The following is a 24653-nucleotide window of genomic DNA, read 5'->3' on the forward strand; positions in this document are numbered from 1 at the left end:
AATTCCTTATGGCTGCTCAGCAGAACGGCCATAAGGTGCAAAATTCACGATGCAATGGCGATGATTAACTCATCAGCCGGTTCTGAAGATTTAATGAACTTTGCATGTCTTGTGTAAGGCCAGCGGTAAGTAAAAATTAGCTGTATGAATTGCGCCTTTCAGCCTGTTGATCGTGCTGATTAAGAAACGCCTTCAGCAAAGCTGACGTCTTATTCACAAATTGCATAACTTGTTGATCGGATAATCTGATTTTTGGTTGAGTCGCAGTATGCGAACCATGACGCATCACCTGAAGGAATTGATGTGACCAGCCAGACTGTTCCCTGGTGAGTCAGACTTTCACAGTTACCGCCTCCGCCCACGACTTTTTTTGGAGCTGGGCAGGTTGCCGTTGCTGCGGAAAAACGCATCACATCTGAAGATGCCGAAACGATAGTTTTAGTGGCAGACTGCAGGCGCCATACTCGTGATTGGCATGAAAGTAATGCACCGTCTGCCTGATGGCTTATAGCTCCATCCGGGCTGCATGATGTGTTTTCCATGTTAATGCTGTCCTGATACAGAATGCCTCCCGCCGAAATATCACCATCAGCTCTGACGTTGCCACCCCGTATCAGACCACCGGTATAAATATTTTTGTTATTAACAACACGGACCCAGTCATTGTCGGACATGTAAAAACCGCCACCGTGAGATTCATCAAGCCAGCCTTTGCCGTCGCGGGTGATAAACCAGCCGCCGTTACTACGGATGTCACCATTGGCAGCTATGCTGTTCGCAGCAAAAATATTACCCCGCGCGTTGACGTCCTGACCCGTCACCGTGCCGTTTGCTGAAACTGCATTTCCCGCATTCATGTTACCTCTTGCGTTCACATCCTGACCCGTCACGGTGCCAGCAGCCGTGACGTTACTGCTGAAATTACCGTTTGCCGCGTTTACATTACCGGTGTTGTTCAGATTGTTACCGCCCATATCAATGCTGGTATGCATGGTGTTGAGGTCGGGTTTGCCGTTTACCGCAAACCGGTAAAGCCGGTCGCTTTCGGCACGGGATGCACCCAGCTCATCCGTGGTCAGAAGCGCCGCAATATGCCCGGGCGTGGTGCTGGCATTAAATGTCTGAAGCGGAGCAGACCAGCCGCCCCGGGCGCCGGTCACGGTGCCTGCTGTATTGATATACCCCCCCATGCCAGAATTAATACTTATGGCAATCTGATCCATGGCCATAAAGGGCAGCTGACTGCCGTTCTGCGTGTAAACCAGCGCCTGAAGTTGATTATTCTGTGACGAATTTCGCACCACAGAGGCAAGATATCTCTGGCCATAATCGTTGGTTTCTGTGAAACCCGGCTCCAGAAAACCCGTATTTTTAAGCATGGCCGGCGTGATCGTGACCGGCGCGGTCGACTGCAGCGTATCGTAATAGCGGCCTGAATAACTTTTCACGGCCTGGGTAAAGCGCGAGGCCTGCGTGGCGCTCCTGAGCCAGTTCTGCCTGGCCTGCCAGTCCTGGATCAGTGAGCTGCCCCAGGTGGTAATAAAAACCAGAACGATGAGCGCAGCGCCGGTGCTGATCAGTGCCCAGCCGCGATCGGGAAGTTTTTGTGTTGGCATGGTGTTCACCAGGTAACAAGAGGCTGATAAAGCTGAAAGAGCGTAACCATCACGGCACCGGCTGCAAGCCAGGGGCCTAAGGGACCGCCCTCAGAAATGCGGCGTAACTGTACCTGCCAGAGCATAAAAAGCACGACCCCGATAACCACGGCGTGAAAGCCCCTGAGTCCCAGCCAGGCACAGATAGCACCTGACAGCCACACATCGCCGGACGCCGGGTTTTCATGACCGTGTACAGCGAGGCTTAAAAGGCGATATCCCTCGGCGGTGAGCATCATGAGGATCGCATAAGAGAATTTTGTACACAGCTCTGCTATCGCAGGCCTGAAACCTGAATAGTCATAATGCCAGAGCGACACCGCCAGACCGGCCAGCAGGCAACTGACGGTCAGAATGCGGGGCAACAGGCCGTTCAGCGCATCGGTCAGCGTCAGCCTGAACAGAAACAGCAGAAAAAACAACGCCGGCAGGCGTTCCGGCAACGGAGCCAGAACAACAGCCGTGGCGGCACACGCATACAGCCAGACAATCCCTGACGTGGCCGTATCGGCGCAGTCAGTGATTAAGGGATACGACTGCATACTTTTACGTACACGGTAAGCCAGCAGCCGGAACAGCATCACGCAAACAGGAAATATCAGGGCAGCAAACTGCCAGGGCATACTCAGGGTCAGCAGTGTCACAGTGTCATTCTCCGCTCTTTTAACAGCAGTTTTTTATAGATGGCATACACGCGGTTGGCATAGGACTCGCGGGTTTCGTGCCGGTCTTTACGAAATCCGGCGTTATAGCTGCCCAGACAGTTCCAGCTGATGCCACACACTTGAAAATGCGAGGCCAGAATCCAAGTGCCTATCTGCACGTTTAGGCAGGGCTTCGTCAGCAAATCCTGCGGACTGCTGATGAAACCCTTCGCGATGAGCGACGGAATATGGGTTGAATTCACCTGCATCAGGCCGTAGTCGGTGCTGACGGCCCGCCCGGTTCGTGCGTCACGATTAATGTGCGTAATGCCCGCGTGCAGGCTGCTCTCACCGGTTGCGATCGCCTGAATCAGTAGCGGGTCGATGTGGTATTTTGCGCCCGCCGCGTCAAAACAAAACGCATTCGCGCGGGCGCAGAACAGCACTGTTAACATCAAACCAGTCAGCACAGTACTACGCATAGCATCAGCCGTTATGCGTGAAGACCAGCGTGTTATTGCCGGTCCGGCCGCTGTCTGCGGTACAGGCCTTACCAATTGCTTCGGAGTTCACCTGCCCGCTGCTGAAATCGGTACTGTTGATGGCCATTGAGCTGGCGGAGCCTGCTGAAGTCATGCGGGTGGCAATTTCAATGCAGCCGGCCTGCGTCACACTCTGGGTCGTCACGGAGAATCCGTTGTTGTAACCATTACTGTTTGCCACCGGCGCCATGGTCACCTGGCCGCCATAGCTGTTGGTCAGCATCGCGGTGCCGGATGAGGCCGTGCCGTGAACGGTAAAGCCGGACGGTGCGCCGCCTTTCTGGATCAGGAAGCCGGTCATAGAGGCGCCGCTGCTGAAGTCATAGCCGTTAGGTCCTTTTAGTGCCGTCCCGTTGCTCATCATAGTCTGCAGGCTGGTCACCTCCTGCGCAGCTTCTTTGGCACTGAACAGTTTCCAGATCCCCCCCACGACAATTGCGGCGATGAGAATATAAGTCAGGGCAATGGCGCCCTGTTCCAAAAATCCCCAGCCCCGGTCCGGATGTTTTCCTGCAGTAGTGTTTAAAAAAGACATGGTGCGTCCTCAATGAAGGTTAAGTGAACTGCTGTCCTGGATCTGCATGACCATCAGAACGATGAGCGCGAAGAAACCCAGAATCATGAGCATGGATATAAGGCGGGTTACCGTAGCCTGACGGGCTACCCGTTTAAGGGTTTGTGCAAGCCAGCGCTCGGCATAGTTGCTGATGAGCGTGGCTGAACCGTCACCGTCATCAAGCAGCGACAGGTAGTTCACGGCTTCACGGCTCGGGAAGTCATAGCCGCTTTTGCGCAGCGCCATGCCGAGCGAGTTGCCCTCACTCATCTCGTCCATCGCTGCCTCAAGGCGCTCCTGCAGCCAGGGCGGCGCGAAGCTGTGCAGCAGCTGCATGGCTTCAAGCTCTTGAACGCCGGCCCCCAGAAGGGCACCGGTGTTCATCAGGAACACCGCCCCCTGCAGGTCTTTGTAGAGAGACCAGGGCATAATGCTGTCAGCAATACGCCGGATTCTGCCGCGCCACCGGGGAAGGGACCACAGGCTGGCCACAACCAGAGCCGCACCAGAGAATGCCGCTGCAGGCCCCCACTGTTCTGTCCAGTCAGAAAGCCCCTTCATAAACCCGAGTGCTCCGGTCCAGCTGGCCGGGTCAGACATTCTGCTGAGCATCGGAACCAGGGACAGGTTATTGACCCCGAGCAGGCCGCCGCCCAGAACGAGCAGGACCAGCGGGTAAACGGACGCAAACACGACCTGACCAAAGATCTGCTCACGGGCGTTGATGAGTTTGTCTGCCTGTATCAGGGCAACAGGAATATTGCCCGTCTTCATCCCGGCACTGATAAGCGCGGCCTCTTCGTAGGGCACCCACACCGCCAGCACATCCGCGAGAGTCCGGCCCGGCGAGTTATCCCGGAGCCCCTCCAGGCAGTCTTCGGTGAGTTCAAGGTAGGGATGCCATTTCTCACCGAAACTGGTGTGCACCTCGCCGATCATTTTCAGCGAGGTCTCAAGGTGCTTTCTGTTTTCCAGCAGGAAACGCATGTTTTCGTAAAACACCTGGCGATGTGCACCGGTGAAGGTCAGCCTGACGGCGTGATAGCGGCATTTTTCAAAGAGGGACATGCTCCGCTCAGTCCTGAAATGCAGATTACGCGACATGAGATGCTTCGCTGTGCAGGTGTTCGTCTTCATCCAGAGGGCAAATCAGGTCAGCTTCCAGCGGATCGACCCTGCCTTCGGCAAGGTAGCGCATGAGGTGCATCAGGCGTGAGATACCGCCCCGTTTGATCCAGTCCAGACGCGCTGCATCAGGTCCTTCTGACAGCCAGATTTTCATCATACGGGCATCAGTGCGCATGACCTCTGCAACTGCAGCACGCCCTGTTACACCTTTACTGACCACCCGGCCATTAAACGGGATAACCCTTCTGCAGCAATCACAGCCTTCAGGGTTTCGGAAGAAAAGCTGCTGTGGCGTGCAGACCCCTTCAACGGTGCAGTATTGCTCCAGTCGTTCACGACTCTCCGTGTCGAGCTCTGGCATTTTTTGTGACCAGGGAATTTTGCAGCTCTCGCAGAGCAGGGGCACCAGTCGCTGACCTATAAGCCCGGCGATGAGGGAAGCGTCAGCCAGAAGGCGGCGGTCAATACCGAATAGCTCCATGCGCCGGAGGGCGCCGATTGGGGTTTTGGTGTGCAGCGTTGAGAAGAAAATGTGACCTGTTTCGCAGGCATAAATAGCCGCAAGGATGGAATAGAGGTCACGCATTTCTCCCGTTCCCAGCGCATCCGGGTCGAGTCGCAGAGAAGAAGCATTACCGTTATTCCATGCCCGGCTGATGGCTTCAGGGGAGTTATCATCCGGCATGACCTGAGTCTGAATGGCACCGGGCATCAGGCCTTCTGTCGGGTTCTCTAGGGTCAGCAGCAGCTTTTTTCCACCCGTCAGTTTCATCCAGAGATCGCAGAACGAACGCATACTGGCACTCTTGCCAGAGCCTGTTGGCCCCGTCAGGAGAATCATGCCCGAGGGTAGCCGGAGCATCAGCATGATGAGTCTGACCTGCTCGGGCAGAAAACCGAGCTGGGGCAGTGTGGGCATATGTTTGCTGTCATCGGGGATCATGCGCATGACGACAAACAGCCCGTCAGGTGTGGCGCGGTGCTCGTAGCGGGCCCCATATAATCCGGCCTGACGTGCAAACTTCGCGTTAACACGGCCCGACTGCTCACGCCCCATGAAAAAGGACTGTTCGCGGACGTCACACATCGAAATATATACAGTTGAAACCAGCGTGATCCCTTCTTCATCGGTCAGCTCGTCAATCACTTCGAGCTCACCGTGAATGCGCATCTTTATAATCGTGAGTTTACGTTCTGCGCTTATTTCCACATGAATATCGGAGGAGTTAAGCTCATACGCCAGACTGAAATAACCCAGAACCTTATCCTGAGAGCGGCTGACGTCTTTTTTATTGAGATCGTTTTCCGTTACAACCAGCCCCTGAGCAACAGCGCTTTCACGGCGCTGGCTTAGCTCACTTAGCGTGACAAACTCTGTTTCTGCACCGGGATGCTGTTTTGCCATATCCACGGCCCAGCGCTGAATGGCCGGGTCCTGCCGGCGGTTTTTATCAATTAGCAGCGTTACACCCTGTACAGGGTGGTGCTCGGCAAATACAAAGTCTGCGATTTCCTTAGCCGGGATCATCTTCACCTCAGAATGAAAGTTCGGTGTCGTCACTGAGACGCACCACGGTTTCAGTTACGGCCGTCACGCGCTTTGACGTGCCCGGGATCGGGTCGCCTTTCACCACCTCTGTGATGCCTCCGCTGGGCAACTGCAAACGGGCGCGGAGCTTTCCGGGACTTCCATAGATTTCGACCAGTCTGATGGCGGCTGGCTTAGTCACAGCTGCGCTGCCGGTATCTTTCGTCAGTGCCTGGGAGACAGGCATCTGACCGGCTGAAGGGTAAGATGTGAGCGGTGGCACACCCCCATCCTGGGCTGGCGCAGACGTTACTGTTGTCAGACTCTCACGCAACTGCTGCTGCAGCCGCGCCGTCTGCACTTTCTGCTCCAGCAACAGGTTCTGAGCCTGCGCTGATTCGAGCTCGCCCAGGGTGACGTTGGGCGGCAGCGGATCGCTCCCGGCTGCTGTCGCTGTGGCAGCGTTTACCAGCAGCCATGACAGCAGGCAGAGACCCGCTGGATTATTTCTGCGCATAAACGCTCCCCTTTATGGTGTAATTGAACTTCGCCTGCTCGCTCATGGAGAGGGCCATGCTCGTCAGGCGAATTCCGGTCGTATCCAGCCCCTGAAACAGCAGTTCTGGTTGCAGGCGAGAGTTGATGATGAAAGTGAACTCACGCCAGTCCTGCGGTGCGGTTTTCATTTCCTGGCCGGGGGCGAGAACAGGCGGCTTAACTTCATCAAACTTCACGTCAATGTTTCGCCGCTGCAGGTGAGAGATGAAGCGCATGAGCAGCTCATCAGCACCGGGCAGCTTTTCGTCTTCAAACTGCGCAGGGGTAACCCTGGCAGGGATAAACACATCCCCGTTTTTGCCGCCTTCCTGAAGGTTGAAAACCGCATCGAGGCCAAACAACTCTTTGACGCGTCTGGCAAAATCGCTCACCGTCGCGCCCGGCGTGGCGGTGTAGCGCAAACGGATGCCCTTTGGAATGCATTCCGCATCTGAAACGCGCCAGCCGGCAACAGAGGCGTTCAGCGGTTCACGCGTCAGCCAGCAGAAGCTGAGCATCACAGGCACCGGCAGCTGATGCGCCCAGGGATGCGGCGCTGAAGCAGGCAGCACAGGTTTTGCCGGCGTCATGGCAAGCCTTGCACGAAACGCGGCTTCGTCGGCCGCCTGTTTCGCCCGTTCGCTGAGGGTGTCGCGGGCATACCAGCCGGCGCCCAGCAGTGTAATGAGCAGTAAAGAAGGAAGCGCGAGCGTCGCCGGGTTCACGCGACGGTGGAGGCGGCAGCGTCTGAGCTGCGTTCTGGTCAGGCGCGACGTGAAGGAAAGCGCATCAACGCCGTCTTCAGCTTTTGCGGCACAGCGAAGTTCACCCGATTCAGAATCATTGAAAAGCAGGAAGTGTTCGGCGGCGGCAAGCACTTGCGCCTGTGTGCCGGTAACGTCGCCCATAACGGACAGGCGACCGTTACTGACGGCAAAAAACACCCAGATATCCTGCTCAATACTCAGCCGGTATATGCCCCAGACGTTGCCGCCTTCACAGAGCTGAAACGCCAGGGCCAGTGAATACACACCACTTCGGGTCCGGCCCGGAGAAACGTTACCCACCAGAGAATGCGGGCGGCCCCCCTGAATCCGGTAATGCGTATCAGCAGCCCTGACGCCGTGACGGAGCCACTGCATGCCTGAAGATGCCTTTTCCCATTCCATGCCGGCCACCCATTCACGGCGGTTCTTTTTGTCCCTGACCGTAACGCCGGCATTGAGCTGAGGTGACGCTTTCTTTTTGATTTTCATCGCTATTGCCCCAATAAATCCGGCGTAACCATGATGACCAGCGTGGAGCGGCTTTTCGCTCCGCTCTGACCGCCGCCCAGAATGAAGTTGTCAGGCGTGAAGGTTCCCTGCTTGTCTGAAGAAGCGTTTTGCTGTTCAGAGCCGGTCAGCACCAGCGTCTGACCAGCACGCAGATTGACCTTGCGTGCCAGCCCTTCGGTTGCCGTGTTGGCTACGTCATTTCGGGTATTGCCGTCCTTGCTGATAAAGCTTTTCACGTCCGGCGGAGTCGTATAACTGAAGGCAAACTGCAGCTGGATATCCCCGTTTTCCTGAACGAACGGCAGCATGGTCATAAACAGGCCGGTCGTGATACTGGTGACGGTCTGGCTCGACGTAACGCCCACGTTGGCAACAGCCGTTGAATTAGAGCTGGTCAGCAGGCCGGTACTTTTTGAAAGCTGGTAGGCCACTGGCGTCAGGTTTGCGGTCGGGTCGGTCTGGTTGAGCGCCATGGTCACGGTGCCCTGCTGAGCCAGTGCCCTCAGCATCAGCTGCGAACCGGAAAACTTCGCTGCACCGCCGCTAGCTGTATCCAGAATGGAAATACCTGCGCTGCCGGCATTGGTTGGTGCGCCGGCAAATGTGCTGCCGAGCGTCGCGCCAAAGCCGGTGACGCTTTTAACGATAAGGCCCCAGTCCAGGCCTCTGTCGACATTACTTGTCTGGGTAACGCGGACGATCTGCACGTTAAGCTGAACCTGCCGGCTCAGGACTTTATTCTGGTAATCGATATAGCGACCGACCCGGTCCAGCACTTCAGGCGTATCAGTCACGCTGAGCGTGCCGGTGGCATCGGACAGCCAGTAGCGGCCGCTTTTCGGAGTGAGGATCTGTTCAACGGTTTTACGGATATCGTTGTACAGGTCGCTGTTCATCCCGTAGTCCGTTTTCTGATTAGAACTGACGTCACCTTTAGTGCCGCCGGTGCCGCCTTCTGAGCCCAGCTGCGTACCGGCCCCGGATGTTATCGACGCGGTACTGTTAACTTTGGTGTTGAGGATGGCGAGCTGGAAGGTGCGCGTGTCCTGAATATAAAAATCCACGCGCCCCACTGAGCGCCGGACGGAAAGGCCCAGCGTGCTGGCCGCGATGTTCAGGGCCTCCTGGGCGTCGCCCAGGAAGCGCGTTCCCTGGAAAAGGAGTGGCTCAGTGGAGACGGTTGTGGTCTGCGCCTGCTGCATGCCCATTTTCGCCAGCGGAACACGACCGTTGTCGTCCGGAGCCGGGAGGCGGCCACTCATCTGGGAGGTCGCCACGCCACCGACGGCAGATCGCATGAGTGCGGCAGCGACCTCCGGTGAAATGAATACGCGAAAATCACAAATGGTGTTAATACGGCTTGCTATCTGCGCCAGCGTCAGCCCTTCAGGGTTGTTCAGAACTACCTGACATGGCGGCAGTTTTACGCTGTCCGGTGCCGATATTACAGGCTGTATTGGCCTGAGGTTGACCCAGGGCTTATCTGACCATACGACAGCTGGCTGAGATATATCCAGCCGGCTTTTAAGAACGCGCTGGGTTGTGTCAGCCTGAGCGTTGTTCTCTTTTTCGATTGTTGAGACATCTTTGACCGAGCACGCAGAAAGCAGCACAGCCATTGCCAGCAGCGTCAGTTTTAAAGGGGTGCGCGACATCCGCTGTTCCTCAGTTAAGGTAAACAATGCTCCCCTCCGTCACGCCGGACGGAAGGGGAAGATTCATGTCTGTGCCGTCGTACATACGCAGGCGGCCGCCTGATACAGTCAGGACAAGCGCGGACGAGGCAGACTGACGGCGTAGCGCGGCATAAACGCCAGGCGTATCGGCGATCCACACCCACAGCCGGCCGCTCTGTATCACGCTTTTAATTTTCCTGTCAGGGGCCGGCATCATCCCGAACTGTGAGGGTGATACGGGGCCATCACCCACTGAGCGGCCATGGCGCCAGTCGTTAACTGCATCAGCGGTACGCAGCATGTCAGTGGCAAGCCGGGCGGGCACGGCCACGAATACTGACTGCGTGACAACGTCAGAATTACGGCGCTGTGCATCACTGGCCATAAGCCCGAAGAACATGGCCAGCGCGATAATTGGCAGGGCGAACCCCATATCAGCGGCCTCCTGGTGTCGGCGTATCGCTGACGGACACCAGGCACTGAATACGGTTTGCTTCGGCAAACAGCGGCTTTTCAGCGTGGCGGTACAAATCAAATACCTGCACCAGAACGGACTCAAAATTGCCGTGAAATACCAGGGGGGCATCGATGCGGTAATCGAGCGTTACAGGCCAGATAAGCACCCAGTTGCCGCCATTGGCGCAGGGCGCTTTTGCCGTCCAGGCAGTGAGCGCTTCTTTGAGCGTGGAGCCCGGTTCAGCCCGCCAGGTCTGACCCGTGGCAGGCGGCATTACCGGCGTACCGGTTGAATAGTTCGGCACAATGCGGCTGTCGGCAGCGGGCGCAGGTGCAACCGCCGTTGAAGGCTTCTGATGAACAGACGAAGGTGCTTTTGGTGCGACATTCACTGTAGTCAGGCGGGCGGTTTTGGTTTTGTCTGCTGTCTGAGTAATGACTGTGTGATTCTGCTGCGCCGGGGTATGCGCAGCAGCTGAGGTTCCCGCTGACGCTGAAGGGGCCGGCTTCTTTGAAGAGTCCGTTAAATTTCCGGATGCTGATGAAGGCTGAGTCTGCTGCAGTACCGGCGAGGGTACGCTAAGACTCTGAGGTTTGAGCCCGGACGGCGCTACCACATCGCCGGTGAAAGGATTACGTGCAAGCCCGGATGCCGTTGCCTGAACCGCGACAGGTTTGTTCTGCACGATCGGAGCTGTATAGGGCTTAGTTACCGGTGTGCTGACAGCAGGGCGAGTCGCGGTCAGGCTGGCAACCGGCGCTGAAAAGCTCCGGTACTGATCGCGCAGCTCAAAGCAGACTTCACGGTTTACCTCGTCTACCTTCAGTCGCCAGGCGGGACCCGCGACAACCTGAAGCGCCTCGCTGAGCTTCAGCGGGCCTATGGTGCGCTGAACGACAGGCAACGGACGACTCAGCAATTCGGAAAACGCAGCGGTGGTTGCTGAGCATAGTGAATAGCCTGACTCCAGCAGCAGATAGCGGAAACTTTCACCGACCGTGCTGACCAGTTGCGCGGGCATGGTGATATCAACCACCTGATTCAGCGGGTCCAGCTGCGCATCGGCAGGCCGGGTGCTGACCAGGGTATAGCGATCGTAGCGCACCACCTCGGGCGAACGGTTGCGGTAGATATCATCAAACCGGGCCGGTGTGTGGCTGCGGGTATACCCCGATGCGGTATCTGTCGCGGCTGTATTCATACAGCCTGCCAGCATGACAGTGCAGGCAATGATGCCGGCGCGTTTTGCGGCCGGTCCGGAAGGTACTGCCATCAGGTTCCACCCCAGGAATAGTCTTAATCAGGATTGCTATTCTGGCTGCGGGGCAAAAACCGACAACGTAAAACTCTGAGCGGGATTTTAAGAAAAAGGTAATAGGCTCGTTACACCAGGCCACTCAGTTATCCATGAAATGAAAACAACGCACGAAAACCACCCCGTAAACGGTCTGGTACGTCGGAATAACATTGTGGGGGCCTCATCTGGTTAACAGAATGAGGTGAATAAGGAGCGTACCTACAGGGAGGTCTGTTTCAGGTTCAGGGATTTATTGTATCGGGCATCATCAGCATAATTTCATGCATACTCTACCCCTGCGGGGGAACGCCGTCAGGCCACAAAAGCGAGTTTTATGGCCTGACGGCGTTGACTCTCAGGGGCGACAATGTACCAGACTGCTGAGTGTGAGCTGGCCTTCGACAGAGATGCCTTCATCAAGATCATCACAGTGTTTACCTCGCTGACTGAGCTCACGTATGCTCCCGGATGACAGAGACGCCTTTAATCTCTTCAAAAAAAAGCCAGCATAAGCTGGCTATGTTGATCAGTAATGAGCAGGGGGAGTTCTATTCTGGATAGAAGTCCAGGGAGAGGATTTGCCCCATATCCCAGATACAGTCTTCAGGAAAAACATCAAGCTGTGTTTCCTGTGCGGCAGAAGAGACAGCATCGGCCCAGACGGTCGCAATCCAGTCGGGATCAGCCAGAGCCACTTTCAGACTAGGCGTACCTTTAATGTGAAGCGCCAGGGCTTTACGCTGCTCTTTGATGGTACGTTGCCAGCTAGATCCACGGCGTCCAGGCTGGAACTTCCATTTGAGAAGATGTGCAAGCAGAACCGCCATGCGACTGGCTAATTCACGCTTTTCGCTTTTGCCCACGTCTTCGATCTCCTCGGCGATATTAGCAATATCAATCTCAGAGAAACGACCCGCACGCAGTAAAGCCGCCTGCTCCTGTGCCCAGGCAACAACATCGGCTTCATATCGTGTATTCATGGTTGATCTCCAGTGACATTCCTGATTTGTGAATATCATTATAGAATAAAAAAGCGCCAGAAAGAACTGGCGCCACGAGGGTTTAACTTAATGAATCCTTTACGAAATTGCGTAAATGGCCTTACGACAGACGCCATAACCGTGTCCGAGGAACGGTATGTCATCGTCAAAGTCCATTGGCGGCTCGTTCGCCGGATTTCTGGGAGCCGAATGTTGTGGCTGAGAAGGCTGTGGCTGCTGTGGCTGGCCCCATCCACTCTGCTGGCCTGACGGCTTATTGTTTCCACTGGTATTGGTGCTGTTTTTCGCCCCGCCCAGCATCTGCATCGTTCCGTTTACATCAACCACAGTTTCGGTCGTATAGCGTTTAGTACCTTCGCTATCCTGCCATTCCCGTGTTCTGAGTTTGCCTTCGATATAAACCTGTGAACCCTTACGCAGGTATTCACCGGCTATTTCAGCCAGCTTTCCAAACAGCACGACGCGATGCCATTCGGTTTTTTCACGGTTTTCACCGGTCTGTTTGTCACGCCAGGTTTCTGAAGTGGCCAGAGAAAGACTGGTCACTGCAGTTCCGTTTGGCATGTAACGAACTTCGGGGTCCTGACCGAGATTACCGACCAGGATAACTTTGTTGACGCCGCGTGCGGACATAATGAATTCCTCTTAGAAATGGGGTTGAGAGGAACACACCCGCCGGGATGTGTTCCGGCGGTGTGTCCGTGACGCTTAGAACGATTCTGGATCGTAAGCCTTCTGAGGGGCCGGACCGGTTTCTGGCGTCTGGGAAGCATTCGGGGCCTTGTAAACGACATCCTGACCCTTTTTGATGAAGTCGACCTTTATCAGGCGCGCCTTCAGTGAGGGACGGGATTCACCGGCATGCTCACCGCTTTGCAGGGTGAACACGTCGGCTTTCAGGCCGCTGAGGACAAACCCAATAAGGATTTTTTCCTCTTCATCGACCGCTTTGTGACAGCGGTTAATGAGTCTGGTTGCCTCTACACCCGCAACGGTGACGTCAAAACGCGTGTAGGAGGCATTGTCAGTCGGACCGGTCAGGGCATTGACCACGGCGCAGGTAAATTCACCGTTAGCGCCCTGAACACGGCGTATCGTACTGAGATAGCCGATGCCGCTGACGTTAAGGTTGAAATACTCTTTCTCTTTAGGGCTGTTACCTGATGTACCGGCAGCAGCTGAGGCGTTATTTAAAGCAGGGGTGTTTGCAGTTGCAGTCATGGTGTTATCTCCGGAGTAAAACGAAACAGGGTGCGGAGAAACATCAGTCCCGTGCGGGAGAGAGTTTCCCGCAGGGGGTCAGCAGTAAATGCCGACAGGCTGTATTGGTGAAGTGGACCTTGACCTTGAAAAGGCACCTGTTCGCAAAGGTTAAACAGGTTTGAACCGCCCGAAAGCGCCATCTCTCAGGTTGTGATGGCATTGGCATGTGATTACCCGAAGGCGTTCCTCTCAAATCACCGGAACATTGGCAGTTGTCGGAAGGACAACGGTTAGCCTCTTTATCTTTCATCGGGACGCAGCGGTTGTCAATCTCGCTACGTGTGAAAATTCATCAGTGCGCGGATAATAAAAAGCGGCACCTCGCGGCACCGCCATGGGGGTCTGCACCATCGACCTTTAGTTAATCTGCCTGGGGCAGTGGCTCCGCTGGCGTGTTCAGCGCCCGGCACGGGCTTCACGGAGTTTTCGTGCCTTGTCACCTCCCGCTCAGGTGTGGGCGGGGACGGCCAGACTGTATTCCGGCAACACATGCATTAGATGCTGACGGAGCCCGCAGTCGCGGGGTGCGGCTTCAGAGCCGGCGTCACAATAACAAAGGCGCAAACGGCCCGCAATCGGATAAAGTGGCTTAATTCTTTTTTGTTTTTGACGACTTAGTCCTGCCGGCGCTTTTACGCTTACCACTGTCCAGACTGATGATGCCTCTGCACTCGGGATAGCGCGTACAGCTGCGGAATTCTCCTTTAGGGCCCCTGCGCAGGGCGGTTTTGCTGCCGCAGAGCGGGCACGGTGGCGAAGGCGGCACCCGGATGCTGATGCGCTGCTGCATCCCCTGACTGACTAACGTCGTGGTCCAGGCGGTCTGACGCTGGAGAAAGTCGCTGAGTTTCATCCGTCCGGCAGCCACTTCATCAAGGGCTTGCTCCCAGAGTGCGGTCATACCGGGGTCGGTCAGCTGCGGTGGAAGGGCATCAATGACGTCCGCACCCAGGTCTGTTGCCAGAAGTTTGCTGCCTTTGAGCGCGATAAAACGGCGGCTGAGCAGCTGCTCGATGATGCCGGCCCGTGTCGCCTCAGTGCCGAGACCGGCGTTTTCTTTGAGGATTTTACGCAGCTGAAGATCCGTAACGTGCGCAGCCGCGTTCATCATGGCACCAATCAGCGTGTCAAAGCTGTAGTGCGCAGGCGGCTGGGTCATCAGCTGCTTAACATCTGCGCCGGTAACGCCACACTGCGCACCTTTGCTGAGCGGCGGCAGGGTACCTGCGCTGTCTTCCTCAGCTGCGTCCTTATCCTCTTCATCCTTTGCAAACAGCACCTTCCAGCCCTTTAAGACTTGAGTGCGGCCGGTCGTGCGGAACAGCTGGCCGCCGATATCAAAGGAAACTCGCGTTGCGTCCGACTCGCAGAGCGGCAGGAACTGGGCCAGGTAGTTGCGGCGGATAAGCAGATAGACCTGGCGCTCAGTCTCGCTCAGGGTGGACAGCTGAACGGCATTGCGAGTGGGGATAATGCCGTGGTGCGCCGTGATTTTTTTATCATTCCAGATGCGGGAGACAAATCCTCTGTCCAGCTGTGAAAGCAGGGATGCGAACTCAGGTGAAGTGTCAGTCCGCGCCATGGCATCAAACACGGCCGGGATTTCTTCACGCATTGACTCAGGCAGCCAGCCGCAGTCGGTGCGGGGATAGGTTGTGGCCTTGTGCTTTTCATACAGGCTCTGGGCGGTGTCCAGCACCTGTTGCGGAGACATATTCCAGAGCTTTCCGCAGGCCCGCTGCAGCGTACCCAGTGAAAAGGCCAGCGGGGCGGCCTCTTTCTCCCGTTTCGTTTCGTACTCGGTCACGGTGGCAACACCCGCCTGCCGGCAGAGCTGCGCCACCTGCAGGGCAACGTTCTGGTGAATGCAGCGCTTTTCCTCATCCGTATAGACGGCGGCCGGCACCCACGACGCCTGAAAACTGATACCGGAAGCACTGAGCACGGCCTTAACCTGCCAGAAAGGCTTCGGCACGAATGTCGCTATCTCACGGTCCCGGCGAACAACCAGCGCCAGCGTGGGCGTCTGCACCCGGCCGACCGAGACCACACCCTCAAAACCTGCCTCGGCGGCCCGAAGCGTATAGAGGCGAGAGAGATTCATGCCGACCAGCCAGTCCGCGCGGGAGCGTCCCAGCCCGGCATAATACATACCGAGTGTTGCCTGACCCGGGCGCAGGTCGCTCAGAGCTGCTCTGACACTGAGCTCGTCAAGTGCTGAAAACCAGAGGCGCAGAACCCGGCCTTCCCAGTCACAATAGTCCAGCAGTTCGCGGGCAATAACTTCACCCTCGCGATCGGCGTCGGTTGCAATGACGACCTCATCTGCCTGCCTGAGCAGTTTCTCAATAACCTTAAACTGCTCCTGTGTCTCCTTTTTGACCATAACCTGCCACACAGAAGGGAGGATTGGCAGTGCAGACAGCGACCAGGGCTTGCCGTACTGCTGCCCGTATGCCTCTGGCGGTGCGGTCTCCAGCAGGTGCCCAATCGCCCAGGTGACCGTCACGCCGTTACCCGTCATAAAACCGTCACCGCGACGGGTCGCACCCAGCACGGCGGCAAGGTCGCGCCCCTGAGAGGGCTTTTCACACATGAATAAGCGCATGACCTGCCTCCGCTTACTGACCCGCTTTATAGCGCAGGCGCAGAAGGTTCACGCTGGCTTCATTAACCGGCGGGGAAAACGCCGATCGCTTTTCCCCGAGCAGAACGGCCCGGTCAGGTTCGCCGACTGCTTCACAGGCTTTTCGCCAGGTTTCATTGTCCTCAGCGGCATCAATACGTGTGGCGTCAACACGACGGTATGAGAGTACCGTTCCGTAAATCTGCCGCAGCAGGCGCCCACCCTCGCTCAGATACTGGTCTCTCTTAGAGCGCGTGACCAGACCATAATGCGAAGCCTGCAGGACCTTTTTGGCAAACTGATCAAATCCCATGAGCAGGAACACACAGCGATAGCCCAGAGGCGTTCGGGTAAAGACATTAATATCAAGTGGCTCAGCTGATTCAACGTCGCTGACCTTCACACCTTTAGGCAGCATGCCCATGTCTTTTTCTATCTGCTCCAGCAAAGAAGTCATGGCGTCAGAAGCAGACCTGATTTTTTCTTCAAGCTGGAACATCGCCTGATCAGCCCAGGGGTTGTTCTTAAGAGAATCCTGGTTTATCTGGCCCGCTCTCTGAAAAAACTGAGGCATACCGATGATCCCGTGCCGCCCGGGCTTATCAGACTCATTCTTTTCTGGTTTGCGCCCCTGCCAGAGCCCGATTGCATAATTAGTATGAAGCGCTATCGTCATTTCGGACTGTAATGCACCTGTCCGTTTGTCCGTGTTGTCAGCCATTGTTGTCACCTGCCGTCAGTTAAGATGAAGCGACATCTTCCTGAAATCTAAGGTTTTACAACAACGTGAAACTCATAATCAGCTGGCTGCAATTTAATTTGCTTAATTTTTAACCTTGCCGCCACTGGCAGCAAGTATGTTTTTTAATCAAATTCGGATGGTGATTAATATTTCATAGAGTTGACAATTAGTACGATTTAAACTCATTGCTCAATTTTTAACCTTGCTGCCACTGGCAGCAAGTATGTTTTTTAATCAAATTCAATTGGTGTTTAATATTTCATAGGGTTGACAATCAGTACGATTAAACTCACCGCTCAGTTTTTAACCTTGTTGCCACTGGCAACAAACCAGGCTTTCGAGCAGCCACACTTAATCCGTTATCTGAACTGCTGCCTGATAGCGGCAATAGCAGCGAAAACCTGTTCAGACGTCGCCCGGTTTTCAGGCAACACCGCAGCCGTGACGGACGAGGCGGCAGCCGATGCTGGCCTGTTTGAGACAACGTTAGCAGGTCCCGTTCCACTCTGGACTGCGGGTGTGCCCGTAGCCTCAGACTGCCGGAATTCGCCCTCTCTGGCGCGTTTCAGCATGGCGAACATCCAGCCGGCTGGATTCGCAAGGCGGCCTTTGCGCAGCTGTTTCTGTAGCACACTACTCAACCCTTTAGCTACCGGCACGGGCAGCGCACCGAACTGCACGCTGACCATCTGGCGGTCTTCACTGCTCAGCATGGCCAGAAAGCTGTCAGGCAGAGTCGGCGCGTCAGCGACGTACGTTGTTTTAATCACACTCTGTGTGAAAGAACGTACGTTACGGTTCGATTTTCGAACTCTGCTGTAAGTACCTGATTTCAGACTGAGTTCGGAATCCGTACTCAGGGTTCTGGCGTCTTTATCCTGACTGAGTTCGGATTCCGAACTCAGTATTTCAGGGGGGGGTTCACGGGGTTCCTGACCGGATTCGTTTTTCGAACCCTGTCGTACCGCGCCGCTTTTCCCCACCATGGCCAGCGGTGTCGACGGAGCATTAAGGCGACTTTCAATCAGCGCCAGGCGGCTGTGGCGGTGGCGCATACTTTTGTCCTGGAGAATGTCGTTAACGATGGCCAGCGCCGTCATGCGCACGGACTTGTTCTTACTCTGGCAGCTCTGCTCAACCAGCGTCAGCCAGCCCGGGTCGAACGTCTCCGCATCACGATAGCCCAGCGGCTCATCGTGCTGGGCATAGATGTTGCCGCGCACCCGGCCACCTTCGTCGCGCACCTTTTTGCACAGGCTTATCCAGCCCGTGAGCCGCAGCATCAGCAGCGTGCGGCTCACGGTTTCACGCGAGGCCTTGTCAGAGTGCGCCGAGGCAAGCTGCGCCTGCAGTTCGTCATAGGTCGGAAACACCGCGCCCTCATTCTGCTGCGCGTAAAGCCGTATCATCACCCAGGCCGTTTTATCAAGCGGCGACAGGCGCTTGTCGAGAAAGAGCCGGCGGGGAAACGCGTCGTGGACGTTTCCCATGAACAGCAGGCCGCTCCGTTCCTGACCGGCGTCGCCGTTAACAGCCCTGCGCTCAAGGCTTTTTTCCATGCGTGACAGCGTGTGCGCCACGATGCTGTCGGCGGGTATGTTCATTTTATGTTCCCCTTTTTTGCCTGAGACAGCACAGTGCCGGGATTAACCCGGCACTGTCTGGTCATCGCTGGTCGTCCGTCACCGGCGTATTTCACGGTTATACGTTTCATGGTCCATCAGCCACCACTGCCGGCCTCCGTCCTTGCTGAGCATCCGCCAGCAGGGGCCGACGTCAACCTTGAGGTAGCCGTTGAGGGCTAGCCGCCGGAACACCTTTTTGCCGCTGCAGACCGCAAGGAACAGCTGCTGAGAACGGCGGCGAACCGCCGGTGCAACCTGCTGACGCCGTGAAAAGTCACTCAGCTTCATCAGGCCTCCTTTCGCAGCGCAGGTAAAGCGTAAGCCCGCTGAGATGCCTCACGGCACCACTGGCAGACCCGTGTCCACACGGCGGTCAGCGACAGGCCGTGAAGCTCAGCCGCCAGCATCATCGCCTCCAGCGCCTGGTGCGAGTCCGGAGACCGCAGCCCTGAATTTTTCCACTCATCCCAGAGCTGGGCGTCCTGCTCTTCGGTCAGCGACTGAGTCCGGCCCTGACGGGACTCAATCCCCATCAGGCGGCGCCGGCTGCTCACGTCGGAGGGCGACATGCCGAAGTACTTGTCCATCAGCTCCATGGAGCCGCCCAGTTCAAGGGCACGGTCGATCATCAGCATGCGGGCCTGCTCATTACGGGCCTGGTTGAGTATCAGCCAGAAATTCTCGTGATTGACTGTGACGTCCAGAACAGACACCTTTGACTGACCGATGTAGTGCAGTTCATCGAGGCTGAGGCCGCTCAGCGCCCGTATCTCCTCGACCGACATGCCCAGCGATTCGCAGCGCCGGATGTTGCCGCATTTAATGTCCATAAGCAGCGAGCTCAGAATGGCCGCCGTTGCGCTGGATAGATTCTGCTGGCTCACAAGCCACCTCCTGTAGCGACCTGGCTGGCCACCATTACCGCATCACAGAGCCAGCCCGACAGGCAGGCACACCATAAAAGTGTGTTAATCATTGTGTGTTTCTCCCACCGTAAGCTGCTGAGTGGCCTGCGCACCCGCCAGGCCGTGACTGAGTTCGGCCTGGCGGCCAGCAAACCATCCCGCCGTGCGGGCCGACATGTCGCCGCGACAGCGTTTCGCCTCCCGCGTTTTGACGGCGGCCATGTTCTGCCCGGAATGCCGCTGCGTCAGCCAGCGCTGCAGCACCTGATTTTCACCATCGGAAGTACTGAACGACTGCAGCACCTTCCACACGCCGGAGACCCAGCCCTCACGGAACTGGTCGGCGCGGCTGCGCAGCGTACTCTTCTTAATGCGCTGCCTGCGGTAAGTCGACATATGGCTGTCTGTTTCCGCCCGCAGCTTGCGCTGCAGGACGGTATAGATGTAGAGGGCCAGCTCAGGACGCTCACCGAAGCCGTAAAAATGAAGCGACCGGCGAATCGTGCGTAATCCACCCGAAGTCACATAGCCGTACCAGCCAAACCAGCACCGGCACTGCGTAGCCATGCACACCACCGTGGCCAGCGAATTCATCCAGGCAGGAACTTTTTCCGCGTTGCTGGTCAGTTGCTCACAGACTGACTCGCTGATCCCGGTCATCGCCAGCTGGTCGTCAGTCAGGCCGTGACGGCGCATGAGGCGCTGGGCCAGGGCAACCGCCCGGGCGGCCTCATGGGCATTGCTGTTCTGTGTCCCCAGGGCCATCAGGCGACGGATACGTCTGGCGAGTTTTGACTTATCCTGCATGACGCACCCCCCTTTGACCGCCCGCGATGTGGCGATGCTTTATCTCATCAACTTCCTTGCAGCCTGCGCAGAGCTTCACACCGGGCATCGCACGCTGACGGGCCAGCGGAATGTCAGCTCCGCAACACTCACAGAACGCTTTTGACGGCTCATCAGAACGGAGTTGCGAGCGGATGGCGTCAATGCCGTGCTGAATAAATAAGGCTGTGCTGGCCTGGGCCATTTCGTCATTTAAGTCATCAGACATTTTCTCCCCCTTTTGCGGCAAGGCGCTGCAGCTCACGCAGGCGGCGAATGATGCGGATAAGGCGCATCATTTTGACCACCATGATGTCGTCTAGAACCGGCGTGTCAGCCGGTTCCTGTGAACCAAAAAAATTCAGACAGAACATAAACATGTTGCACTGCTGATTTGGCAGAAGGCCGGACAGGCCCGCAAGGAACAGGCTGAACTCATCACTGCGACCTGTAACGGAAAAGCCTGCAGACTGAGGGCTTTTGTCCTCGTTAATGCCACTTTCACAGCCCATCGCTTCGGCAATTTCATAGACCAGCCGGTAGGCCATGTCCTGGAGGTGCTCCACATCATCCTGCATAGCCGGGATCAGCCAGATGTCGCTGACCGGCTCAAGGCCGGTTTCGGCAAAGCTTACGGACCCGGCTGATACCGGCACCGCGTCATCCCGCTCACCAAACGCCGATGCAAGGGAAAGACTACCCGGGGAAACCAGCCCCGCGCCCTGTTCACCGTTAATGTCAACGTCGTTACCGGTAATAACGGGACGGCCTCCAAAGAGATCATTCTGGATTTCACTGCGTGAGAGGCTGCCGGGGCTGATGCCGTGACTTTCAGGCAATACGATGTTGCCCGCTGGTTCAGGGGCTGGCTCGGGACCAGTTGAACTGGTAAGGGTGCCTGAGCGCAGGCCGGTAACGGGCGTGACGCCGGTGGTATCATCCGGCAGAACGGTGACAGGCCCAGACTTACCGCCGGGACGCTCCGGCGAATGACTGAGCGTAAGCGGCGGCATGGCTGGCGGCTGACCAAACTGCTCGCGGCGCTTTTGCTCCTTAGGGTCAAGTTCAATCAGCCAGCGGTCATAGTTGAGGCTGGGATGCGGCAGAGCCTTCACCAGTTGTCCGATAAACTCATCCCTGAAGGTCTCAAAAGCATAACTGTCAGGGTGATCAAATGGGTGGCAACTGGCAGAGAAAACTTCATCAAAAGTGATGGCAGGGACTGACTCATTAACATACTGCGCCCATACTTTACTGGCCTGGGAACGTATACGGAGTAAAGAGAGAACCTGCAGGCGGGGAAAGCCACTGTTCAGTAATGTTGGCAGGCAGGGCCACAGGTACTTTATGGTGTCTTCCATTCTGCTGATAGTAGAGTTATCAACCGGAAGTCCCTCTTTATTCAGCAGTTCCGAGAGCTCACGTAATGTCACCGCACGGCCCAGGATCTCCTCCTGAATACACCGCGCATTATGAACGCCAAACGCTTTATCTATATACGTCAGGTCTCCCCTGACTTCATTCTCAGCAAGGTGGCCAACAAGGCATTTGAGACGGCCCGGCCAGGGCTTAGAGACGGTTAAAATTCGATAGAAACGCTCGTCACCCGTTTCCTGCCAGAGCTCACTGAGGATTTGGTAGCGTGTGTTTCCACCGTCACTGAAAATGTAAACGTCTTCTCCGTCCGGATCGCGGGTGACTTTAGGAACCGTGTTAAGCCCGCTGGCAAGCACTGAGGCCTTGATTTCGTCATAGCGCGGATTTTTACTTTTGCGCGGGTTGTCAGGATTGGGCCTGAGCTGATCCAGCGTCAGCACCATCGCCATTTCACTGACCGGTAACGGAGCAACAGGCGTTTCAGCCAGCTGAACAGGGCTTTTGCCCCTCTGCAGCATGGCTTTTCCCAGATCGAGGTTACGTATGTTGCTCATGCGAATCTCCCCGAGTCGGCCAGAAGATTTTCAAAGCGGGTGTATCGTCCCTCAAACCGCAAACGCAGGGTGCCGGTAGGCCCCTGACGCTGTTTACCGATGATCAGTTCAGCCAGACCCTTATCTGGTGAATTTTCGTTGTAGACCTCATCACGGTAAACAAAGATGATAACGTCAGCATCCTGCTCAAGCGCACCGGAGTCACGCAGGTCACCGTTGTTGGGCCGTTTATCGGCACGGCTTTCCAGAGAACGGTTGAGCTGAGAAAGAGCCACCACAGGGCACTCCATCTCTTTCGCCAGCGCTTTGAGTGAGCGTGATATCTCGGCGATTTCCTGGGTACGATTCTCCTGATCCGGGCAGCGCATAAGCTGCAGGTAGTCGAGGCCGATGATAGAGGGATTACCGTAGCGTCGGGCATTACGCCGCGCACGCACGCGAAGCATGGCCGGTGTCAGTCCGCTGGTATCATCAATGAGCAGGCGATCTTTAATATCTCCTGTCAGCAACGCGAAGGCACCCGACGCGCGTGCCCAGTCCTCTTCGTCCATCATTCCGCTTTTCATACGGGTCAGGTCAACGTTACCGAGCGACGACACCACGCGCATCAGAATCTGTTCAGTTGGCTGTTCAAGACTGTAAAACTGGCCGTTGGATTCTGTTTTTTTCATCAAAGAATTCATGATGATATTGATAAGGAGTGCAGTTTTTCCCATGGAGGGGCGTGCCGCGACGAGAACGAGGTCACCCGGCTGAAGACCGCTTGTGAAGGTGTCCAGTTCGTCAAACCCAGTCGGCGTGCCGGTGATACCGTCGGGCGTCTGGCAGCGACGTTCAAGCTCGGCCACCAGTTTTTCCAGACCATCCACAATGGTCACGCCCTGTTGTGGTTCGGCCCGCTCTGCCAGTTGCGTGATTTTTTGTTCGGCCATTTCCATTACAGCGGGGATATTCGCGCCAGGTGCAACAGCAGATGCATGTATCTCATTACCGATTGCTGCCAGCTGGCGACCGCGACTGTAGCGGGCTACGATATCGCAGTAATGCGTGAGGTTGGCCACGCTCGGGGTATTTTTGGTAAGCTCGGCCAGGTAAGCAAATCCACCCAGTTGTTCAAGCGAGTCTTTGCCACGATTTTCAATACTTTCAGCCAGCGTAAGAAGATCGATCGGTTTGCCTGCTGCTACGAGTTGAGACATTGCCTTAAAGATTTCGCGATGAATCCTGTGGAAAAAGTCGTCTGTGCTGATGCGCAGAATAACTTCATCCCAGCAGTCGTTATCCAGCATCAATCCGCCAATGACGCTCTGTTCAGCGTCCTGGGAGTAAAGGCCAGGTATATTTCTGCGGTTGTCAGACATTCACACCTCCGCTAACGGCGAAGGCATCAAATCGCGCCTGATGCTCCGGGAATAGTTCGCCCGCCAGCTTAAGCATGGAATCGAATGCGGAATCGCTAACGCGGGACGTTTTGTTTTCCAGCCGGTGCACGGGTTTTCCGCTGGCATGCCCCTGTTCATATACGGCCAGGTCATAGATACGGGTCTGCAGCATTGATACGACTATCTCATCAGTATGTGCACTGTATTCTTTGCTGTTAATGATGCTTTCTGCATGCCCGATAGTCGCTTTTGCCAGAGAGTTATACTTCATGCAGTTAACGAGCATTCGAATGGCCGGTAGTTTTATCCCGAAGGCTGAGTAAGGCAGCAGGTCTTCCATAAGCGCGACCGTTCCCCTCAAAAACTCCCTGACGTCCGGCAATACAGGTTTAACCATGCCAATCATTTCACCGGTCGAGGCCAGTATAATAAGCTCAAGCATCACTGATTTGGCGCCCTGTGAGTCTATTAGAATGACGTCATAGCTTTTGAATAAGGGTGCAGAGAGCGCATTACGCAGACGAACTCGTCCGTCTGGCACATTAAGCATGTGAGTGGGCAGGAGATTACGGGGATCGTTTGAAGCAATAAGATGAAGATTATCTATGTCAGTGCGGGAGATAATGTTATCGGCCTCTGACAGGTCTGCGCTCTGCATAAGCAGTTCATACAGTCCGCAGGGGGCTTCATAAGTCAGGGGAAATATACTGCTGGTTGTTGGCTGGGCATGGTCGCCATCAATAAGGAGAACCTTCAGGCCGGCATCGGCCAAAAACCCACCAAGATTAGCGGTTTGAGTTGATTTACCCTCTCCGCCTTTGGTAGAAACAACGGGTATAACTTTAGTTTTTGAATGCATTTAATCACCTGAACAACTGAACTGTTATCCAGGTACGAGCAAATGTGCACTCAACTGCAATTCAGAAACACGGGGATTGAAAATCCCCGTGTCCCTGGTTCGATTCCGGGTTCGGGCACCAAAATTTGAAACCCTCGCTTCGGCGGGGGTTTTTCGTTTGTGGAGCGATCGACATTGCCCATCCGGTGTTTCTTCTC

The 24653-nt window shown here is 55.9% G+C and carries 24 protein-coding genes; all 24 read right to left on the reverse strand.

Translation table 11 applies throughout. The features are described 5' to 3' along the window. Positions 1–209 precede the first annotated feature (209 nt). Complete coding sequence (gene pilV, locus ACX8ZY_RS03670) at positions 210–1616, reverse strand: shufflon system plasmid conjugative transfer pilus tip adhesin PilV (RefSeq protein WP_459260650.1); 1407 nt, start codon at positions 1614–1616, stop codon at positions 210–212. Positions 1617–1621: 5 nt separating this feature from the next. Then, positions 1622–2299, reverse strand: coding sequence for an A24 family peptidase (locus ACX8ZY_RS03675; RefSeq protein WP_459260651.1), 678 nt, complete (start codon positions 2297–2299; stop codon positions 1622–1624). Beyond that, positions 2296–2781 (reverse strand): lytic transglycosylase domain-containing protein, encoded by a 486-nt coding sequence (locus ACX8ZY_RS03680; RefSeq protein ID WP_459260652.1) that lies wholly within the window; start codon positions 2779–2781, stop codon positions 2296–2298. Before ACX8ZY_RS03680 ends, ACX8ZY_RS03675 begins: the two co-directional genes overlap by 4 nt. A 4-nt stretch (positions 2782–2785) precedes the next feature. After that, a complete protein-coding gene (locus tag ACX8ZY_RS03685) occupies positions 2786–3376 on the reverse strand; it encodes a type 4 pilus major pilin (protein ID WP_459260653.1) in 591 nt (196 codons plus the stop codon). Positions 3377–3385: 9 nt separating this feature from the next. After that, positions 3386–4501, reverse strand: a complete 1116-nt coding sequence (locus ACX8ZY_RS03690) for a type II secretion system F family protein (RefSeq protein ID WP_459260654.1) — start codon at positions 4499–4501, stop codon at positions 3386–3388. After that, positions 4491–6053, reverse strand: a complete 1563-nt coding sequence (locus tag ACX8ZY_RS03695; RefSeq protein WP_459260655.1) for a GspE/PulE family protein — start codon at positions 6051–6053, stop codon at positions 4491–4493. The genes ACX8ZY_RS03690 and ACX8ZY_RS03695 overlap by 11 nt, the downstream gene beginning before the upstream one ends. A 7-nt stretch (positions 6054–6060) precedes the next feature. Beyond that, positions 6061–6570, reverse strand: a complete 510-nt coding sequence (gene pilP, locus ACX8ZY_RS03700) for a type IV pilus biogenesis protein PilP (RefSeq protein ID WP_459260656.1) — start codon at positions 6568–6570, stop codon at positions 6061–6063. After that, a complete protein-coding gene (gene pilO2 / locus ACX8ZY_RS03705) occupies positions 6557–7846 on the reverse strand; it encodes a type 4b pilus protein PilO2 (RefSeq protein ID WP_459260657.1) in 1290 nt (429 codons plus the stop codon). Before pilO2 ends, pilP begins: the two co-directional genes overlap by 14 nt. Before the next feature lie 2 nt (positions 7847–7848). Beyond that, on the reverse strand, positions 7849–9522 hold the full coding sequence (gene pilN / locus ACX8ZY_RS03710) for a PilN family type IVB pilus formation outer membrane protein (protein ID WP_459260658.1): 1674 nt from the start codon (positions 9520–9522) through the stop codon (positions 7849–7851). 10 nt (positions 9523–9532) lie between these two features. Next, positions 9533–9976 (reverse strand): type IV pilus biogenesis protein PilM, encoded by a 444-nt coding sequence (gene pilM / locus ACX8ZY_RS03715; RefSeq protein WP_459260659.1) that lies wholly within the window; start codon positions 9974–9976, stop codon positions 9533–9535. 1 nt (position 9977) lies between these two features. After that, positions 9978–11273, reverse strand: coding sequence for a PFGI-1 class ICE element type IV pilus protein PilL2 (gene pilL2 / locus ACX8ZY_RS03720; RefSeq protein ID WP_459260660.1), 1296 nt, complete (start codon positions 11271–11273; stop codon positions 9978–9980). Positions 11274–11845: 572 nt separating this feature from the next. After that, on the reverse strand, positions 11846–12277 hold the full coding sequence (locus ACX8ZY_RS03725) for a DUF29 domain-containing protein (RefSeq protein WP_311902400.1): 432 nt from the start codon (positions 12275–12277) through the stop codon (positions 11846–11848). A 99-nt stretch (positions 12278–12376) separates the two neighbouring features. Further along, positions 12377–12931, reverse strand: coding sequence for a single-stranded DNA-binding protein (locus ACX8ZY_RS03730; protein ID WP_459260661.1), 555 nt, complete (start codon positions 12929–12931; stop codon positions 12377–12379). A 75-nt stretch (positions 12932–13006) separates the two neighbouring features. Then, positions 13007–13519 carry an STY4534 family ICE replication protein gene (locus tag ACX8ZY_RS03735; protein ID WP_459260662.1) on the reverse strand — a complete coding sequence of 171 codons (513 nt, stop codon included), beginning with the start codon at positions 13517–13519 and terminating at the stop codon, positions 13007–13009. A 631-nt stretch (positions 13520–14150) separates the two neighbouring features. Beyond that, entirely contained in the window at positions 14151–16169 is a 2019-nt protein-coding gene (locus ACX8ZY_RS03740) for a DNA topoisomerase III (RefSeq protein ID WP_459260663.1), read from the reverse strand. 13 nt (positions 16170–16182) lie between these two features. Continuing rightward, the gene (locus tag ACX8ZY_RS03745) at positions 16183–16908 is read right to left on the reverse strand and encodes a PFL_4669 family integrating conjugative element protein (RefSeq protein ID WP_459260664.1); all 726 of its coding nucleotides are present in this window, start codon (positions 16906–16908) and stop codon (positions 16183–16185) included. A 380-nt stretch (positions 16909–17288) separates the two neighbouring features. After that, the gene (locus tag ACX8ZY_RS03750) at positions 17289–18533 is read right to left on the reverse strand and encodes an STY4528 family pathogenicity island replication protein (RefSeq protein WP_459260665.1); all 1245 of its coding nucleotides are present in this window, start codon (positions 18531–18533) and stop codon (positions 17289–17291) included. A gap of 78 nt (positions 18534–18611) precedes the next feature. Next, positions 18612–18842, reverse strand: a complete 231-nt coding sequence (locus tag ACX8ZY_RS03755) for a ParE family toxin-like protein (protein WP_069025673.1) — start codon at positions 18840–18842, stop codon at positions 18612–18614. Beyond that, positions 18842–19438 carry a DUF2857 domain-containing protein gene (locus ACX8ZY_RS03760; protein ID WP_069025672.1) on the reverse strand — a complete coding sequence of 199 codons (597 nt, stop codon included), beginning with the start codon at positions 19436–19438 and terminating at the stop codon, positions 18842–18844. The genes ACX8ZY_RS03755 and ACX8ZY_RS03760 overlap by 1 nt, the downstream gene beginning before the upstream one ends. Before the next feature lie 84 nt (positions 19439–19522). Beyond that, entirely contained in the window at positions 19523–20266 is a 744-nt protein-coding gene (locus ACX8ZY_RS03765) for a DUF2786 domain-containing protein (RefSeq protein WP_459260666.1), read from the reverse strand. Further along, on the reverse strand, positions 20256–20513 hold the full coding sequence (locus ACX8ZY_RS03770; protein ID WP_459260667.1) for a TraR/DksA C4-type zinc finger protein: 258 nt from the start codon (positions 20511–20513) through the stop codon (positions 20256–20258). The genes ACX8ZY_RS03765 and ACX8ZY_RS03770 overlap by 11 nt, the downstream gene beginning before the upstream one ends. Then, a complete protein-coding gene (locus tag ACX8ZY_RS03775; RefSeq protein ID WP_459260668.1) occupies positions 20506–22215 on the reverse strand; it encodes a ParB family protein in 1710 nt (569 codons plus the stop codon). The genes ACX8ZY_RS03770 and ACX8ZY_RS03775 overlap by 8 nt, the downstream gene beginning before the upstream one ends. After that, a complete protein-coding gene (gene dnaB-PI / locus ACX8ZY_RS03780; protein ID WP_459260669.1) occupies positions 22212–23576 on the reverse strand; it encodes an SPI-7-type island replicative DNA helicase in 1365 nt (454 codons plus the stop codon). The genes ACX8ZY_RS03775 and dnaB-PI overlap by 4 nt, the downstream gene beginning before the upstream one ends. Further along, positions 23569–24456, reverse strand: a complete 888-nt coding sequence (locus ACX8ZY_RS03785; RefSeq protein WP_459260670.1) for a ParA family protein — start codon at positions 24454–24456, stop codon at positions 23569–23571. Before ACX8ZY_RS03785 ends, dnaB-PI begins: the two co-directional genes overlap by 8 nt. Positions 24457–24653 lie beyond the last annotated feature (197 nt).

Source organism: Pantoea sp. XAF26B01_ASV70, assembly GCF_054512635.1.

Coding starts and splice junctions, on each gene's coding strand:
- pilV (WP_459260650.1), bottom strand. CDS start 1,616: ATGCCAACACAAAAACTTCCCGATCGCGGCTGGGCACTGATCAGCACC.
- ACX8ZY_RS03680 (WP_459260652.1), bottom strand. CDS start 2,781: ATGCGTAGTACTGTGCTGACTGGTTTGATGTTAACAGTGCTGTTCTGC.
- ACX8ZY_RS03685 (WP_459260653.1), bottom strand. CDS start 3,376: ATGTCTTTTTTAAACACTACTGCAGGAAAACATCCGGACCGGGGCTGG.
- ACX8ZY_RS03690 (WP_459260654.1), bottom strand. CDS start 4,501: ATGTCGCGTAATCTGCATTTCAGGACTGAGCGGAGCATGTCCCTCTTT.
- ACX8ZY_RS03695 (WP_459260655.1), bottom strand. CDS start 6,053: ATGATCCCGGCTAAGGAAATCGCAGACTTTGTATTTGCCGAGCACCAC.
- pilP (WP_459260656.1), bottom strand. CDS start 6,570: ATGCGCAGAAATAATCCAGCGGGTCTCTGCCTGCTGTCATGGCTGCTG.
- pilO2 (WP_459260657.1), bottom strand. CDS start 7,846: ATGAAAATCAAAAAGAAAGCGTCACCTCAGCTCAATGCCGGCGTTACG.
- pilN (WP_459260658.1), bottom strand. CDS start 9,522: ATGTCGCGCACCCCTTTAAAACTGACGCTGCTGGCAATGGCTGTGCTG.
- pilM (WP_459260659.1), bottom strand. CDS start 9,976: ATGGGGTTCGCCCTGCCAATTATCGCGCTGGCCATGTTCTTCGGGCTT.
- pilL2 (WP_459260660.1), bottom strand. CDS start 11,273: ATGGCAGTACCTTCCGGACCGGCCGCAAAACGCGCCGGCATCATTGCC.
- ACX8ZY_RS03725 (WP_311902400.1), bottom strand. CDS start 12,277: ATGAATACACGATATGAAGCCGATGTTGTTGCCTGGGCACAGGAGCAG.
- ACX8ZY_RS03730 (WP_459260661.1), bottom strand. CDS start 12,931: ATGTCCGCACGCGGCGTCAACAAAGTTATCCTGGTCGGTAATCTCGGT.
- ACX8ZY_RS03735 (WP_459260662.1), bottom strand. CDS start 13,519: ATGACTGCAACTGCAAACACCCCTGCTTTAAATAACGCCTCAGCTGCT.
- ACX8ZY_RS03740 (WP_459260663.1), bottom strand. CDS start 16,169: ATGCGCTTATTCATGTGTGAAAAGCCCTCTCAGGGGCGCGACCTTGCC.
- ACX8ZY_RS03745 (WP_459260664.1), bottom strand. CDS start 16,908: ATGGCTGACAACACGGACAAACGGACAGGTGCATTACAGTCCGAAATG.
- ACX8ZY_RS03750 (WP_459260665.1), bottom strand. CDS start 18,533: ATGAACATACCCGCCGACAGCATCGTGGCGCACACGCTGTCACGCATG.
- ACX8ZY_RS03755 (WP_069025673.1), bottom strand. CDS start 18,842: ATGAAGCTGAGTGACTTTTCACGGCGTCAGCAGGTTGCACCGGCGGTT.
- ACX8ZY_RS03765 (WP_459260666.1), bottom strand. CDS start 20,266: ATGCAGGATAAGTCAAAACTCGCCAGACGTATCCGTCGCCTGATGGCC.
- ACX8ZY_RS03770 (WP_459260667.1), bottom strand. CDS start 20,513: ATGTCTGATGACTTAAATGACGAAATGGCCCAGGCCAGCACAGCCTTA.
- ACX8ZY_RS03775 (WP_459260668.1), bottom strand. CDS start 22,215: ATGAGCAACATACGTAACCTCGATCTGGGAAAAGCCATGCTGCAGAGG.
- dnaB-PI (WP_459260669.1), bottom strand. CDS start 23,576: ATGTCTGACAACCGCAGAAATATACCTGGCCTTTACTCCCAGGACGCT.
- ACX8ZY_RS03785 (WP_459260670.1), bottom strand. CDS start 24,456: ATGCATTCAAAAACTAAAGTTATACCCGTTGTTTCTACCAAAGGCGGA.